The 14538-nt window shown below is 66.6% G+C and carries 14 protein-coding genes; 10 read left to right on the forward strand and 4 right to left on the reverse strand.

The window, feature by feature from the left end; all coding sequences use genetic code 11:
- Nucleotides 1-8: 8 nt before the first annotated feature.
- Together QP609_RS18025 and QP609_RS18030 are read left to right on the forward strand one after the other, a co-directional pair.
- A complete protein-coding gene (locus QP609_RS18025) occupies nucleotides 9-575 on the forward strand; it encodes a DUF1415 domain-containing protein (protein ID WP_197621303.1) in 567 nt (188 codons plus the stop codon).
- A complete protein-coding gene (locus tag QP609_RS18030) occupies nucleotides 572-1375 on the forward strand; it encodes an SDR family oxidoreductase (protein ID WP_032961223.1) in 804 nt (267 codons plus the stop codon). Before QP609_RS18025 ends, QP609_RS18030 begins: the two co-directional genes overlap by 4 nt.
- Before the next feature lie 71 nt (nucleotides 1376-1446).
- Here QP609_RS18030 and QP609_RS18035 read toward each other — a convergent pair whose 3' ends face one another.
- Nucleotides 1447-3477: a M3 family metallopeptidase gene (locus tag QP609_RS18035; RefSeq protein ID WP_049440000.1), complete on the reverse strand. Its 2031-nt coding sequence runs from the start codon at nucleotides 3475-3477 to the stop codon at nucleotides 1447-1449.
- Nucleotides 3478-3647: 170 nt separating this feature from the next.
- Here QP609_RS18035 and QP609_RS18040 point away from each other — a divergent pair, with 170 nt between their 5' ends.
- Nucleotides 3648-4052 carry a hypothetical protein gene (locus QP609_RS18040; protein WP_014648478.1) on the forward strand — a complete coding sequence of 135 codons (405 nt, stop codon included), beginning with the start codon at nucleotides 3648-3650 and terminating at the stop codon, nucleotides 4050-4052.
- 138 nt (nucleotides 4053-4190) lie between these two features.
- On the opposite strand, the gene QP609_RS18045 is transcribed toward QP609_RS18040, so the two are convergent.
- Nucleotides 4191-5303 (reverse strand): PLP-dependent cysteine synthase family protein, encoded by a 1113-nt coding sequence (locus tag QP609_RS18045; RefSeq protein ID WP_014038552.1) that lies wholly within the window; start codon nucleotides 5301-5303, stop codon nucleotides 4191-4193.
- Between the two features lie 125 nt (nucleotides 5304-5428).
- Between QP609_RS18045 and gloA the strand changes: the two genes are divergently transcribed.
- Both gloA and QP609_RS18055 read left to right on the forward strand, forming a co-directional pair.
- Nucleotides 5429-5944, forward strand: a complete 516-nt coding sequence (gene gloA, locus QP609_RS18050) for a lactoylglutathione lyase (RefSeq protein ID WP_014648479.1) — start codon at nucleotides 5429-5431, stop codon at nucleotides 5942-5944.
- Between the two features lie 90 nt (nucleotides 5945-6034).
- On the forward strand, nucleotides 6035-6463 hold the full coding sequence (locus QP609_RS18055) for a VOC family protein (RefSeq protein ID WP_041863842.1): 429 nt from the start codon (nucleotides 6035-6037) through the stop codon (nucleotides 6461-6463).
- Nucleotides 6464-6530: 67 nt separating this feature from the next.
- Here the strand turns inward: QP609_RS18055 and QP609_RS18060 are convergent, their stop codons facing one another.
- On the reverse strand, nucleotides 6531-6962 hold the full coding sequence (locus QP609_RS18060) for a CBS domain-containing protein (RefSeq protein ID WP_014648481.1): 432 nt from the start codon (nucleotides 6960-6962) through the stop codon (nucleotides 6531-6533).
- 445 nt (nucleotides 6963-7407) lie between these two features.
- The gene (glmS, locus tag QP609_RS18065) at nucleotides 7408-9246 is read right to left on the reverse strand and encodes a glutamine--fructose-6-phosphate transaminase (isomerizing) (protein ID WP_014648482.1); all 1839 of its coding nucleotides are present in this window, start codon (nucleotides 9244-9246) and stop codon (nucleotides 7408-7410) included.
- Nucleotides 9247-9449: 203 nt separating this feature from the next.
- Here glmS and QP609_RS18070 point away from each other — a divergent pair, with 203 nt between their 5' ends.
- The 5 genes from QP609_RS18070 to QP609_RS18090 are packed head-to-tail and all read left to right on the forward strand — an operon-like array spanning nucleotide 9450 to nucleotide 14417.
- Nucleotides 9450-10727 (forward strand): efflux RND transporter periplasmic adaptor subunit, encoded by a 1278-nt coding sequence (locus QP609_RS18070; RefSeq protein ID WP_014648483.1) that lies wholly within the window; start codon nucleotides 9450-9452, stop codon nucleotides 10725-10727.
- 28 nt (nucleotides 10728-10755) lie between these two features.
- Nucleotides 10756-11481 (forward strand): ABC transporter ATP-binding protein, encoded by a 726-nt coding sequence (locus QP609_RS18075; protein ID WP_014648484.1) that lies wholly within the window; start codon nucleotides 10756-10758, stop codon nucleotides 11479-11481.
- Between the two features lie 10 nt (nucleotides 11482-11491).
- Nucleotides 11492-12793, forward strand: a complete 1302-nt coding sequence (locus QP609_RS18080; protein WP_014648485.1) for an ABC transporter permease — start codon at nucleotides 11492-11494, stop codon at nucleotides 12791-12793.
- Nucleotides 12794-12814: 21 nt separating this feature from the next.
- Nucleotides 12815-14029 (forward strand): FtsX-like permease family protein, encoded by a 1215-nt coding sequence (locus QP609_RS18085; protein ID WP_014648486.1) that lies wholly within the window; start codon nucleotides 12815-12817, stop codon nucleotides 14027-14029.
- A 16-nt stretch (nucleotides 14030-14045) separates the two neighbouring features.
- Nucleotides 14046-14417, forward strand: a complete 372-nt coding sequence (locus QP609_RS18090) for a PDZ domain-containing protein (RefSeq protein ID WP_197621305.1) — start codon at nucleotides 14046-14048, stop codon at nucleotides 14415-14417.
- Nucleotides 14418-14538: the final 121 nt, after the last annotated feature.

Genomic DNA, 14538 nt, shown 5'->3' on the forward strand with positions numbered 1-14538 from the left:
TGCCCGCCATGACCGATTCCCCCCTGCCCACCGATGACCTGATCGCTGCCACCCGCCTGTGGCTGGAGCGCATCGTCATCGGCCTGAATCTGTGCCCGTTCGCCAAGGCGGTGTATGTGAAGGACCAGGTCCGCATCGTGCTCAGTGATGCGACCACGCCGGAAGCGCTGGTTGAGCAGCTGGCCGAGGAACTGGTGCTGTTGCGCGATACGCCGGCCGAGCAGATCGATACCACGCTGATCGTGCATCCGCAGGTGCTGACGGACTTCCTCGACTACAACGATTTCCTCGACAACGCCGACGCCGCGATCGAGGCACTGGACCTGCAGGGCATCCTGCAGGTGGCCAGCTTCCACCCGGACTACCAGTTCGACGGCGTGGCAGCGGACGACGCCAGCAACTACACCAATCGCGCGCCCTTCCCCACCCTGCACCTGCTGCGCGAAGACAGCGTGGCGCGCGCAGTGGATGTCTATCCGGACCCGGACGTGATCGTCGAGCGCAACATCCAGACCCTGGACCGCATCGGCGTGGACGGCTGGCATCGCCGCCTGCGTGGCGAAGACCTGACGTGAGCACGGTGCCGCCGATTGCCGCATGGCCGGCCGCGCCGCTGTCGGGCAAGGTGGTGCTGGTCACCGGCGGCGCCAACGGCATCGGCCGTGGCATCGCACAGGCCGTGCTCGGTGCCGGCGGACGCGTGCTGATCGGCGACCTGGACGTGGAGGCCGGCGAGGCGTGCCTGGCGGAATGGCAGCGTAGTGGCGAGGCCGCATTCCAGCGCCTGGACATCACCGACGAAGCCAGCGTGCGCGACTTCATCGCCGTGGCCCTGCGGCGTTTCAGCCGTATCGACGGGCTGGTCAACAACGCGGGCATCGCCGGACCGCATGGCACGCAGCTGCAGGACATGGACTGGGACGAGTGGCAGCGCCGCCTGTCCTCGCTGCACGGCGCCTTCCTGTGCAGCAAGCACGCACTACCGGCGCTGACGGCCAGCGCCGCCGGCGCAATCATCAACATCGCCTCGACCCGCGCCTGGCAATCCGAAGCGCACAGCGAGGCCTATGCTGCGGCCAAAGGCGGGCTGGTGGCGTTCACCCATGCGCTGGCGATCAGTGCCGGCCCAACGGTGCGGGTCAACAGCATCAGTCCGGGCTGGATCGGCACCACGGCCTGGCAGGCCCCCTCGCGGCGACACGCACCGGAGTACTCGGCCATCGACCAGGCACAGCACCCGGTCGGCCGGGTCGGCCGCCCCGAGGACATCGGCGCGCTGGCGGTGTACCTGCTGTCGTCGCTGTCCGGCTTCAGCACCGGCCAGGACTTCATCGTCGACGGCGGCATGACCCGGAAGATGATCTACGCCGAATAGAAAAAGGGGACGGAGGGGATTAAGTCGTTTGTGCACAAACGACTTAATCCCCTCCGTCCCCTTTTTTTCGCTTACGCCATGCCCGAGTGCCGCAGCAGCGCGTCGATCTGCGGCGCGCGGCCGCGGAAGGCCTTGAAGTTCTCCGCCGCCGGGCGGCTGCCACCACGCGACAGGATCTCATCGCGGAAGCGTGCACCGGTTTCAGCCAGTGCCTGCGGCGCTTCCTCGAACGCGGCGTAGGCATCGGCGCTGAGCACTTCGGCCCACTTGTAGCTGTAGTAACCCGCGGCGTAACCACCGGCGAAGATGTGGCTGAACTGGTGCGGGAAGCGGTTCCAGACCGGCGGGTGGTTCACGGCCACTTCCGCGCGCACTCGGTCCAGCAGTGCCAGCACGCTGTCCTGCGCCGGTTCGAACTGGCTGTGCAGCAGCATGTCGAACAGGCCGAACTCCAGCTGGCGCACCGTGGCCATGCCGCTATGGAAATTGCGCGCCGCCAGCATGCGCTCGTACAGCGCGCGCGGCAGCGGCTCGCCACTGTCCACGTGCGCGGTCATGCCCTGCAGGTGGTCCCATTCCCAGCAGAAGTTCTCCATGAACTGGCTGGGCAGCTCCACCGCGTCCCATTCCACGCCGTTGATGCCGGCCACGCCCAGTTCGCCGATGCGGGTCAGCAGCTGGTGCAGGCCGTGGCCCATCTCATGGAACAGCGTGGTCACTTCATTGTGGCTGAAGGTCGCCGGCCTGCCGTTGGCGCCCCGGCCAAAGTTGCACACCAGGTAGACCAGTGGCGTCTGCACGCTGCCGTCGCCACGCACGCGACGGTTGCGGCAATCGTCCATCCACGCACCGCCGCGCTTGCCCTCGCGTGCGTACAGGTCCAGGTAGAACTGGCCGACCAGCGCGCCCTGCGCATCGACCAGGCGGAAGAAGCGCACGTCTTCGTGCCACACCGGTGCGCTGTCTTCCTGCACATGCAGGCCATACAGCTGCTCGATCACCGAGAACAGGCCGCCCAGTACCTTCGGTTCGGTGAAATACTGCTTCACTTCCTGCTCGGAATAGCTGTAACGCGCCTGCTTCAGGCGGTCGGCGGCGAACGCCAGGTCCCAGGCCTGCAGGGCATCGATGCCCAGCTGCTCGCGTGCGAACTGCTCCAGCTCGGCGCGGTCCTTGGCCGCGAACGGCTTGGCTCGCGCGGCAAGGTCACGCAGGAAACCCAGTACTTCGGCCGGGTCCTGCGCCATCTTGGTCGCCACCGAGTAATGGCCGTACGAATCGAAGCCGAGCAACGCGGCCAGTTCGGCGCGCAGGGCAAGGATACGGTCGATGTTGCCACTGTTGTCCAGCGCGTCATCGCCGAACTCCGATGCACGCTGCGCGCTGGCACGGTACAGGATCTCGCGCAGGTCGCGGTCTTCAGCCCAGGTCTGCACCGGCAGGTAGCACGGCATCTGCAGGGTCAGTTTCCAGCCGGTCCTGCCGTCCTTCTCTGCCGCAGCGCGCGCGGCAGCCTTCACGTCTTCCGGCAGGCCCAGCAGTCGCGCTTCGTCCTCGATGTACAGCGACCATGCATCGGTGGCGTCGAGCACGTTCTGCGAGAACTTGGCCGACAGCGCCGACAGTTCCTCCTTGATCGCCGCAAAGCGCTGCTGCGCCTCAGGTGCCAGCTCGGCACCGCCCAGGCGGAAGTCACGCAGCGTGTTGTCCAGCACCTTGCGCTGGGCTTCATTGAAATGCGCGGCCTCCGGGCTGGCGGCCAGTGCCTGGTACTGGCGATACAGCGCCAGGTTCTGGCCCAGCGCGCTGGCGAAACGGGTCACCCGCGGCAGGTTGCCGTTGTAGGCCTCACGCAGTTCCGGGGTGTTGACCACCCCCTGCAGGTGGCCGACCAGGCCCCAGGCACGCCACAGGCGCTCGGTGGCGTCATCCAGCGGGGTGACGAAGGTGTCCCAACGCACCGGCTGCACCCGCTCGGCTGCGCTGACGGCAGCTTCGGCCTCGGCCAGCAGCACATCCAGCGCCGGCGCGACGTGCTCGGGGCGGATCGCGTCAAAGCGCGGCAGTCCGGAAAAGTCGAGCAGGGGGTTGGCAACGGTCACGGCAGATCTCCAGGGAACGGGCCCGGCGGGCGGGCAGCTTCCCAGATATGGCGCTGACAGGCGCGGCTGACAAGGGGGCATGCGCCGGCGTTCACGTCGGCCTGACGGCCGCGCACCGAAGCTCTGGCTGCGGGGGAGTCCGCAGCGGTACTTACCGAACGAGGCCCTACATGGAAGGTCTGGCTGCAGTGGCATCCATCTCACCGGCGCGCTCGCTGGCGCTGTCCGCCAGCCCGGCAGAACTGGCCTGGATCGCCGCGCTGTGCGATGCCGGCGACGACGCCCCCCGCCATTTGGAGCAGCTGCAGGCGGTATTGCAGCAGGGCGGCACGTTCAACGATGCCCAGGAGTGGTACCCGTTCGAGGTGATCGAGCGCGGCGCCAGCCAGTTGCAGCTGGGCCACGAGCGCGAGTTCGTGATCTGCGTGCTGCTGTGGCTGCAGGCATTGGCCCAGGGACGCGCCAGCATCCTGGACCCCAGCCTGCACCTGGATGACCGCGCGATGGACATCGAGGCGTTGCCTGATGCGCTGCGCGATGCGGTGCTGGATGCGTTCACCGCAGCGGGGTATTGAGACGCCCCGGCGACCGGGTGGAGTCGACTGTGGGTCGACTTTCGCGCGCAGCGCGGGATTCTGGCGACCTGAACGTGGAGCGGTCGACCAACAGTAGACGCTACCCAGCCGATGCACAGCCGGGCGTGCGTTGCCGCGTTACAACGCTTCCAGGCTGCACCACGGCAGTTCGGGCAACCCCTGCCCGGCCACCGCCGCCGCCAGCTGCGCATCGGCGCCGTCGACATCGATCCCCTGCCGCCCATACCACGCCGGGTCGTAATAGCTCTGCGCATAGCGCTCGCCACTGTCGCACAGGATGCTGACGATGCTGCCCTGGTGGCCCGCCTCACGCATCCATTGCGCGGCCTGCAGCACGCCGATGAAGTTGGTGCCGGTGGAGCCACCGACACGGCGGCCGAGCTGGCGGCTGACATGGCGCATCGCGGCCAGGCTCAGCGCATCGGGCACCTTCACCATCGCATCGACACTGGTCGGGATGAAACTCGGCTCCACCCGTGGCCGGCCGATGCCTTCCACGCGCGAGCCACCGCTACAGGTCAGTCCACGCCAGTCCTGTTCACCGGCCACGGCAGCCTTGTAGCCGTCGAAGAACACCGACACTTCCGGGTCCGCGCACAGGATGCGGGTGTCATGCCGGCGGTAGCTGACATAACGGCCCAGCGTGGCGGCGGTACCGCCGGTACCCGGGCTGCACACGATCCATTCCGGAACCGGGCTGGGCTCTTCGGCCATCTGCTTGAAGATGGATTCGGCGATGTTGTTGTTGGCACGCCAGTCGGTCGCCCGCTCGGCATAGGTGAACTGGTCCATGAAGTGGCCGCCGGTTTCGCGGGCCAGCTTTTCCGAATCACAGTTGAGGTCGCAGGCGCGCTCGACCAGGTGGCAGCGGCCCCCATGGAACTCGATCGCCGCGATCTTTTCCGGCGAGGTGGTGGCCGGGATCACCGCAATGAACGGCAGGCCCAGCAGGCGCGCGAAATAGGCTTCGGACACGGCGGTCGAGCCACTGGAGGCCTCGATCACTGGCCGGCCCTCGCGCAACCAACCGTTGGCCAGCGCGTACAGGAACAGCGAGCGCGCCAGCCGGTGCTTGAGGCTGCCGGTGGGATGGCTCGACTCGTCCTTCAGGTACAGGTCGATGCCCTCGAACCCGGGCAGCGCCAGCGGGATCAGATGGGTATCGGCGGAACGGTTGAAATCGGCTTCGATCTTGCGGATGGCGGCGGCCACCCATTCACGCTGCGACATGGCGGGCAATCGTTATCAGGACGGAACGGTGCGATCCGGCCATTGTACGTCGCGGTGCCGTCAGGTGCGGGCCGGTAGAATGGCGCCATCCGGCCGGCAACGGCCCCGTCTGAAGGACCTCCCCCATGACCATTCCCGCCCTGCGCGATGTCCCCGGCGTCGCCGCCCAGGCCCCGGCCGAAACCAGCGGCTTCGTGTTCAACCACACCATGCTGCGGGTGAAGGACATCACCGCCTCGCTGGACTTCTACACCCGCGTGCTGGGTTACCAGCTGATCGACAAGCGCGACTTCCCGGACGCCCAGTTCAGCCTGTACTTCCTGGCCTACGTGCCGGCCGGCGCAGTGGTGCCGGAAGACGACAGCCAGCGCCGCCTGTGGATGGCCGGCCTGCCGGGCGTGCTGGAACTGACCCACAACCACGGTACCGAAACCCAGGCCGGTGCGGTGTACCACGACGGCAACAGCGACCCGCGCGGCTTCGGCCACATCTGCGTGTCGGTGCCGGACATCGAGGCCGCCTGCCAGCGCTTCGAGGACCTCGGCGTGACCTTCCAGAAACGCCTGACCGACGGCCGCATGAAGAATCTGGCCTTCATCAAGGACCCGGACGGCTACTGGGTCGAAATCATCGCCAACTGACAAAAAGGGGACGGAGGGGATTAAGTCGTTTCTGGCACTATTGGCCGGAAGCGACTTAATCCCCTCCGTCCCCTTTTTTGCGAGGTTCGTATGGAAACGATGGAACTGCACCGCGGCCGCCTGATCGACCACATCCAGCTGGTGGTGCGTGACCTGGTGGCCAGCCGCCGCTTCTACCAGGCGGTGTTCGACACCATCGGCATCCCGATCGCCGGCGAAGGCGATGATTACTTCTGGGCCGATGAGCTGTTCATTTCCAGCGCCAGCAGCGAGGCCGCCGCCGGCCAGCTGACCGGCCGGCACCATCTGGCCTTCCAGGCCCGCGACAGCGCCACCGTCGATGCCTTCCATACCGCCGCGATCGCCGCCGGCGGCACCGATAACGGCGCGCCGGGCGAACGCCCCTACCACCCGGGCTACTACGGCGCCTTCGTGCTCGACCCGGACGGCAACAACATCGAAGTGGTCTATCACGGTCCGGCGAACTACAGCGCCGACTCGGTAAAGGTCACGTTCTGATATCACCGAAGCCGTGAACGAAGAAGCCGGGCAATGCCCGGCTTCCCTGCTTCCAGCGCTGCAGCCCTCAGTGGGCGGCCATGTAGATGTCCTGAAGCACGGCCTTTTCCAGTTCCAGCTCGCCCAGCAGGTTCTTCACGATATCGCCCAGGCTGAGGATGCCGACCAGCTGGTTGCCGTCGGTCACCATCAGATGACGGCGCCGCGAGTACGTCATCAACGACATGGCCTGCTTCAGCGTCGCGTCCGGCGCAATGCCTTCCAGGCCGGTGGACGGCAGGCTGGAGATCACCCGGCGGCCGGCCTGCGGGCCGTCGTCGGCCAGGGTACGCACGATGTCCTTCTCGGAAATGATGCCGACCGGGGCATCGTCCTTCATCACCACCAGCGCAGCGATCCTGTTCGCGCTCATCTTGTGGGCGGCGGCACCGATGGTGTCTTCGGCGTCGATGGTGATGACAGCTTCTTTCTTGGATTGCAGGAGTTCGCGGACGTTCATTCTTGTTTCCTGGTGCAGGTCACTGAAGTCAAAAAAGTGTGCTCTTCCGATACGCCCCCTCCCCGGGAACAGACCTTTCAGCGCACGTCTGGCGCACCCGGCCGCCGCGTGGAATGGATCGGCAGGCGATGTGCTGCAACGCGAACGAGGTGGGCTCAACCGCTCAACCCGGACCTCGGTCAAATCGATTCTACGACTGCGACCATCGGTCACTACCGGCATCGATAGGACAGTTCGTCGTGGGAACCAACCGACGATCCAGAGAATGGCACCGCGGCTGAAACCGCCGCTGAATACAGCCAATGCCACGCATTAAAGAATGATTGCCTGCTGCCGACGGCGGACAGAACACCCGGCGGCTGTCCCACTTGGCATGGCCAACCACGCAAACGAAAGGGGCCACGCGGGCCCCTTTCGCATGCAGCATTCAACGGATCCGGGAGTGTTACTCCACCGTCACGCTCTTGGCCAGGTTGCGCGGCTTGTCCACGTCGGTGCCGCGTGCCAGCGCGGTGTGGTAGGCCAGCAGCTGCACCGGAATGGTGTGCACGATCGGGCTGAGCACGCCGGCATGGCGCGGCGTGCGGATCACGTGCACGCCTTCGGACTCATTGAAGTTGCTGTCCTGGTCGGCGAACACGAACAGCTCGCCACCACGGGCGCGCACTTCCTGCATGTTCGACTTCACCTTCTCCAGCAGGCTGTCATTGGGGGCAATCACCACCACCGGCATGTCCTCGTCCACCAGCGCCAGCGGGCCGTGCTTCAGCTCGCCCGCCGGGTAGGCCTCGGCGTGGATGTAGGAAATCTCCTTGAGCTTGAGCGAGCCTTCCAGCGCGATCGGGTAATGCAGGCCACGGCCCAGGAACAGCGCATTGGACTTGCGCGCGAAGCGCTCGGCCCACGCCGCGATCTGCGGCTCCAGGTTCAGTGCGTGCTGCACGCTGCCCGGCAGGAAGCGCAGCTGCTCCAGGTAATCCGCTTCCTGCGCCGCGTCGATGCGGCCATGCAGCTTGCCCAGCACCACGGTCAACTGGAACAGCGCGGCCAGCTGGGTGGTGAAGGCCTTGGTCGAAGCCACGCCGATCTCCGCGCCCGCGCGGGTGTAGCAGACCAGCTCGCTGGCGCGCGGAATCGCGCTTTCCGGCACGTTGCAGATCGACAGCGTGTGCTTGTGGCCAAGCGCCTTGGCGTACTTCAGCGCCTCCATCGTATCCAGCGTTTCGCCGGACTGGGAGATGGTGACGATCAGGTGCTTCGGGTTGGCATACGCGGCGCGGTAGCGGTACTCGCTGGCAATCTCCACGCTGCACGGCAGGCCGGCGATGGCCTCGATCCAGTAGCGCGCGGTCAGGCCGGCGTAGTAGCTGGTGCCGCAGGCAATGATCTGCACGCCCTCGATGCCCGACAGCACCGCTTCGGCATTCTTGCCGAACAGCTCGGCCGGGAAACCACCGGCGTCGATCGCCGCCTCGATGGTGTCGCCCAGCGCGCGCGGCTGCTCGTGGATTTCCTTCTGCATGAAGTGGCGGTACGGGCCAAGCTCCAGCGATGCCAGCGACACGTCGGACAGGTGCACATCGCGCTCGACCGGCCGGTCATGCTCATCGAAGATGCGCACGCCATCGCGACGGATCTCGGCGGTGTCGCCCTCTTCCAGGAAGATCACCTTGCGGGTGGCCGAGATCACCGCCGAGACGTCGGAGGCGACGAAGTTCTCGCCCTCGCCCAGGCCCACCAGCAGCGGGCAGCCCATGCGCGCGCAGACGAAGCGCTCCGGCTCGGCGCGGCTGACCACGGCCAGCGCGTAGGCGCCGGTCAGCTCCTTCACCGTGTGCTGCAGCGCCACCAGCAGGTCATCGCCGCCCTTCAGGTGATGATGGATCAGGTGCGCGATGACTTCGGTGTCGGTCTGCGACTCGAAGGTGTAGCCCAGCGCGCGCAGCTTCTCGCGCTGCTCTTCGTGGTTCTCGATGATGCCGTTGTGCACCAGCGCCACGCCGTGGCTGATGTGCGGATGCGCGTTGGCCTCGGTGACGCCGCCGTGGGTGGCCCAGCGGGTGTGGCCGATACCCAGCACCGCATTGAACCCTTCGGCCTCGGCCGCCGTGGCCATTTCCGACACGCGACCGGTGCGGCGGACACGACGTACTTCGGGGCGCTCGGCGTGATCGATCACCGCGATGCCCGAGGAGTCGTAACCACGGTACTCAAGCCGCTTCAGGCCTTCGATCAGCACCGGCACCACGTCGCGATCGGCGATTGCACCCACGATTCCACACATGTCACGCGTTTCCTTCAAGACGATCGGCGCATTCTAGCCCGCGTGTCCGGCTTCCCCCTCCTGTCCGCTTAATGAAAGTGTCCGGAAAGGTGTCCGCGGACACCCGGACACTCCAGCGGCCCGCCCAACCTGTTGAACTGAAAGGAAATAAAGTTGGCACGCTACGTGCTTGGTACTGGCTACCACCGTCAGGCACGCACCCGATGATCCGCGACACTTCCGCACAGGACCAGATCGTTTCCTCCGCCCCCGCCGGCGCCACCCGCGCCAACTGGCAGCGCTACCGCTGGCCGGCGCTGGGCGCCATCGTGCTGCTGGCCGGCATCGGCTGGGCCGTGCATGCCTGGTCCAATGCCAGCCGCTCCTTCGACAGCAGCCGGGTGCGCATCGCCGAAGTGAAGCGCGGCGACCTGGTCCGCGACATCGCCGCCGACGGCCGGGTGATCGCCGCCAACAGCCCGATCCTGTACGCCATCTCGGCCGGCACCGTGGACCTGAAAGTGGTCGCCGGTGACGTGGTCAAGAAGGGCCAGGAACTGGCGGTCATCGACAGCCCGGAACTGCGCAGCAAGCTGGCCCAGGAACAGGCCACCCTGGCCGGCCTGGAAGCCGAGGCCAGCCGTGCCGCGCTGGACGCCACCCTGGCCCGCGCCAAGTCGCGCAAGGAAACCGACCAGGCCACCATCGAGCGCCAGGCCGCCGACCGCGACCTGCAGCGCTTCCAGCGCGGCTACGACGGCGGTGCGGTGCCACAGATCGACCTGGCCAAGGCCAAGGACTCGCTGAAGAAGGCCGACATCACCCTGGCCAACGCCACCACCGATGCGCGCCTGCAGAGCCAGGGCGCCGACCTGGATGCCCGCAACAAGCGCCTGCTGGCCGACCGCCAGAAGGCCGTGGTGGCCGAAGTGCAGCGCCAGGTCGACGCACTGACCCTGCGCGCACCGTTTGACGGCCAGGTCGGCCAGGTGCAGGCGGTCCAGTCCACCAACCTGGCTGCCAACGCGCCGGTGCTGGGCGTGGTCGACCTGTCCAAGTTCGAGGTCGAGATCAAGGTGCCGGAGAGCTTCGCCCGCGACCTGGCGATCGGCATGCCGGCGCAGCTGACCGGCGGCAATGGCAAGCCGTTCCCGGGCGAGATCAGCGCGGTGTCGCCGGAAGTGGTCAACGGCGAGGTCAACGCCCGCGTGCGCTTCGCCAGCGCGCAGCCGGAAGGCCTGCGCCAGAGCCAGCGGATGTCGGTGCGCGTGCTGCTCGATACCCGCAAGGACGTGCTGAAGGTCGAGCGCGGCCCGTTCGTCGAACAGGGCAATGGCGTGGCCTACGTGATGGATGGCCGCACCGCGGTGCGGCGTCCGGTGGAACTGGGCGTCAGCAGCCTGGGCGAAGTGGAAATCAAGTCGGGTGTGCAGCCGGGCGACCGCATCGTGGTCTCCGGCAGCGACCTGTTCAAGGACGCCGAACGCGTCTCCGTCAACTGATACCTGAATCCTGGAGAGAGGACACCCCATGTACATGCTCGAAATGCGTTCGGTCGCCAAGGTCTTCCGCACCGAACAGGTGGAAACCCACGCGTTGCGCTCGCTGGAACTGCAGGTCAAGGAAGGCGAGTTCGTCGCGGTCACCGGCCCGTCCGGCTCCGGCAAGACCACCTTCCTCAACATCGCCGGCCTGCTGGAAACCTTCACCAGCGGCACCTACCTGCTTGACGGCCAGGACGTGAGCACGCTGGGCGATGACGCCCGCAGCCGCCTGCGCAACCAGAAGATCGGCTTCATCTTCCAGGGCTTCAACCTGATTCCCGACCTGAACCTGTTCGACAACGTCGACGTGCCGCTGCGCTACCGGAAGATGAGTGCCAACGAGCGCCGCGAACGCATCGAGAAGGCGCTCACCCAGGTCGGCCTGGGCTCACGCATGAAGCATTACCCGAACGAACTGTCCGGCGGCCAGCAGCAGCGTGCGGCGATCGCGCGTGCGCTGGCCGGCAGCCCGCGCCTGCTGCTGGCCGACGAACCGACCGGCAACCTGGATACGCAGATGGCCCGCGGCGTGATGGAACTGCTGGAGGAGATCAATGCCGCCGGCACCACCATCGTGATGGTCACCCACGACCCGGAACTGGCCGCGCGCGCGCAGCGCAACGTGCACATCGTCGATGGCCAGGTGACCGACCTGGTGCGCGAACCGGTGCTGGCTACCCCGCCGCGCCACATCGTTGCCGTCAACGAGTGAGGGCACTCCCATGTTCGCCTACTACACCCGATTGGCGGTACGCAGCTTCCGCCGCAACAAGATCCTGACCGCACTGATGGTGGTCGCCATCGCGCTCGGCATCGGTGCCTCGATGACCACGCTGACGGTGTTCCACGTGCTGTCCGGCGACCCGATTCCCGGCAAGAGCGACCAGCTGTTCTACGTGCAGGTCGATCCGCGCCCGCGCGGCGGCTATACCCCGGGTGAGGAGCCTGAGGAACAGATGACACGGCGCGACGCCGAGACCCTGCTGCGCGAGAAGCGCGGCATCCGCCAGGCGATGATGAGCGCGGGCGGCGGCACGGTGGAACCGGAGCTCAGCACGCTCAAGCCGTTCTCGGTGGATACGCGCTGGACGTCGGCCGATTTCTTCCCGATGTTCGACGTGCCGATGCAGTACGGGCGTGCCTGGAACAGCAGCGATGATGACAATCGCAGCCGGGTGGTGGTGCTGTCGAAAGCGATCAACGACAAGCTGTTCCAGGGTGCCGACAGCACCGGTCGCGAGATCCGCCTGAGTGGCCATTCACTGCGGGTGATCGGCGTGATGAAGAAGTGGAATCCCGAACCCCACTTCTTCGATCTGACCACCGGCAACTACGGCAAGGATGAAGACCTGCTGGTGCCGTTTTCCACTGCGATGGACCTGGAGTTCGGCAGCAACGGCAACATGAACTGCTTCGGCGAGAATCCGGATGGCAGCAGCAACTCGATCAACGCGCCCTGCAGCTGGATCCAGTACTGGGTGGAGCTGGATCCGGCCAAGGTCGAGGACTACCGCAGCTACCTGGCCAACTACTCGGACCAGCAGCGCGCAGCGGGCCGTTTCGAGCGCCCTACCAACGTGCGCCTGCGCCCGGTGATGGAGTGGTTGACGTTCAAGAATGCCGTGCCCAGCGACGTGCGCCTGCAGATGTGGCTGGCACTGGGCTTTCTCGGCGTCTGCCTGGTCAACACGGTGGGCCTGCTGCTGGCGAAGTTCCTGCGCCGCAGCGGCGAGATCGGCGTGCGCCGCGCCCTCGGTGCCAGCCGTGGGCAGATCTTCCTGCAATGCCTGGTTGAAGCCGGTGCGATCGGCGTTGCCGGCGGCGTGCTCGGCATCGGCCTGGCCCTGCTCGGCCTGTATGCGGTGCGCCAGCAACCCGTGGACTACGCGAGCCTGGCCCACCTGGACGGCAGCATGCTGCTGCTGGCCATTGGCCTGACCCTGTTCGCCAGCCTCGCCGCTGGTTTCCTGCCCGCCTGGCGCGCGATGCAGGTTACCCCGGCCATCCAGCTCAAGTCGCAGTAAGCACGAGTACGAGGACCTCCCATGGATATCCGCCCCATCCTCAGCACCCTGCGCCGGCACAAGACAGCCGCCGCCCTGATCGTGCTGGAAGTCGCCCTGACCTGCGCCATCGTCTGCAATGCCCTGTTCCTGGTCACCCAGCGCGTTGAACGGATCAGCCAGACCAGCGGCCTGGCCGAGAACGAGCTGGTGTTCGTCCGGGTCAGCGGCATCGGCAAGCAGACCAATGGCCAGGCCCGCACCCAGGAGGACCTGTCCGCCCTGCGCGCCGTTCCCGGGGTCACCGCCGCCGCGAAGGTCAACCAGCTGCCGTTCCGCCCGAACTCCTCCAATACCAGCGTTTCGCTGAAGCAGGAACAGGAACGTCCGACCGCCTTCGTCACCATGTACATGTTCGGCGAAGGTGGACTGTCCACGCTTGGACTGCAGCTGACCGCCGGCCGCGACTTCCAGCCCAGTGAATACAGCAACGTCGAGGATGCACAGAAGAACGCCTCCACCAATACCGCCTCCTCGGTGATCATCAGCCGCACGCTCGCCGACAGGCTGTACCCCGGCGAGAACGCACTGGGCAAGACGTTCTACATGGGCAAGCAGCCACTGCACGTGGTGGGTATTGTCGCGTCATTGGCCACGCCCACCGATTACAACAACAACACCACGCTGTCGATGGTGCTGCCTGTGCGGACCGATTTCACCCAGGGCCCGTACGTCCTGCGCACCGCTCCGGAACGGCGCGAGGAAGTACTCAAGGGCGCGATCGCCGCGCTTGAACGCAACGACCCCAACCGGCTGGTGCGCGAGAAGCTGACCTATGAGGCGCAGCGCAATGACTACTTCAAGAACGACAGGGCCATGGTCGGGCTGCTGATCACGGTGTGCATCTCGCTGCTGGTGGTCACCGCACTGGGCATCATCGGCCTGGCCAGCTTCTGGGTGCAGCAGCGCAGCAAGCAGATTGGTATCCGTCGCGCGCTCGGCGCGACGCGTGGGCAGATCCTGCGCTACTTCCAGACCGAGAACTTCCTGCTGGCCACGCTGGGCATCGTGCTGGGCATGCTGGCCGCCTATGCGATCAACCTGGCACTGATGAACATGTACGAGCTGCCGCGCATGCCGCTGCACTACCTGCCGCTGGGCGCACTGCTGCTGTGGGTGCTTGGCCAGATCGCGGTGTTCGGGCCGGCCCGGCGCGCGGCAGCGGTACCGCCTGCGGTTGCCACGCGGGGCGCATGAGATGCGTATCCGCTGGATGCTGATGATGATGCTCCTGCCACTGCCGGCACTGGCCGGCGGTGGCAGCTCGCAGACACTGGAGTGGCGCCAGGACGATGCGCGCCTGGCATTGCGTTCGAGCGAAGGCCAGGTGCGCGTGGAAGCCGCCGGCCCGGAAGCCCGCTTCGGCGTGCGCAGCGGCGATCGCATCCTGCGGGTGGATGACACCACCGTACGCAGGATCGAGCATCTTGCCGAGGCCCTGCGGCGTTCAAGCGCCGCCAGGGCCTATCTCCTGCTGCAGCGCGACAGGCAGGAACTGACGGTCGCGGTGGACGCCGCTGCCTGGCGCAGGGTGCTGGTCGCTCCGCCTCCGCCAGCACCGCCACCGCCGCCGCCCCGACGCTGAGCCCGCCGCCCCGACGGCTACGGGTTTGGCTATGCTTGATGGGTGGCGCCGGGCTCTCCCGGCGTATGGACACGAACACGGCTCCATCGGCGCCGCCCATCCCTTTCTGCAGAACCGCTTG

This window comes from Stenotrophomonas sp. 8(2023), from assembly GCF_030345295.1.
Taxonomy (GTDB): domain Bacteria; phylum Pseudomonadota; class Gammaproteobacteria; order Xanthomonadales; family Xanthomonadaceae; genus Stenotrophomonas; species Stenotrophomonas muris.

Coding starts and splice junctions, on each gene's coding strand:
- QP609_RS18070 (WP_014648483.1), top strand. CDS start 9,450: ATGATCCGCGACACTTCCGCACAGGACCAGATCGTTTCCTCCGCCCCC.
- QP609_RS18060 (WP_014648481.1), bottom strand. CDS start 6,962: ATGAACGTCCGCGAACTCCTGCAATCCAAGAAAGAAGCTGTCATCACC.
- gloA (WP_014648479.1), top strand. CDS start 5,429: ATGACCATTCCCGCCCTGCGCGATGTCCCCGGCGTCGCCGCCCAGGCC.
- QP609_RS18025 (WP_197621303.1), top strand. CDS start 9: ATGACCGATTCCCCCCTGCCCACCGATGACCTGATCGCTGCCACCCGC.
- QP609_RS18075 (WP_014648484.1), top strand. CDS start 10,756: ATGTACATGCTCGAAATGCGTTCGGTCGCCAAGGTCTTCCGCACCGAA.
- QP609_RS18085 (WP_014648486.1), top strand. CDS start 12,815: ATGGATATCCGCCCCATCCTCAGCACCCTGCGCCGGCACAAGACAGCC.
- glmS (WP_014648482.1), bottom strand. CDS start 9,246: ATGTGTGGAATCGTGGGTGCAATCGCCGATCGCGACGTGGTGCCGGTG.
- QP609_RS18080 (WP_014648485.1), top strand. CDS start 11,492: ATGTTCGCCTACTACACCCGATTGGCGGTACGCAGCTTCCGCCGCAAC.
- QP609_RS18040 (WP_014648478.1), top strand. CDS start 3,648: ATGGAAGGTCTGGCTGCAGTGGCATCCATCTCACCGGCGCGCTCGCTG.
- QP609_RS18045 (WP_014038552.1), bottom strand. CDS start 5,303: ATGTCGCAGCGTGAATGGGTGGCCGCCGCCATCCGCAAGATCGAAGCC.
- QP609_RS18055 (WP_041863842.1), top strand. CDS start 6,035: ATGGAAACGATGGAACTGCACCGCGGCCGCCTGATCGACCACATCCAG.
- QP609_RS18090 (WP_197621305.1), top strand. CDS start 14,046: ATGCTGATGATGATGCTCCTGCCACTGCCGGCACTGGCCGGCGGTGGC.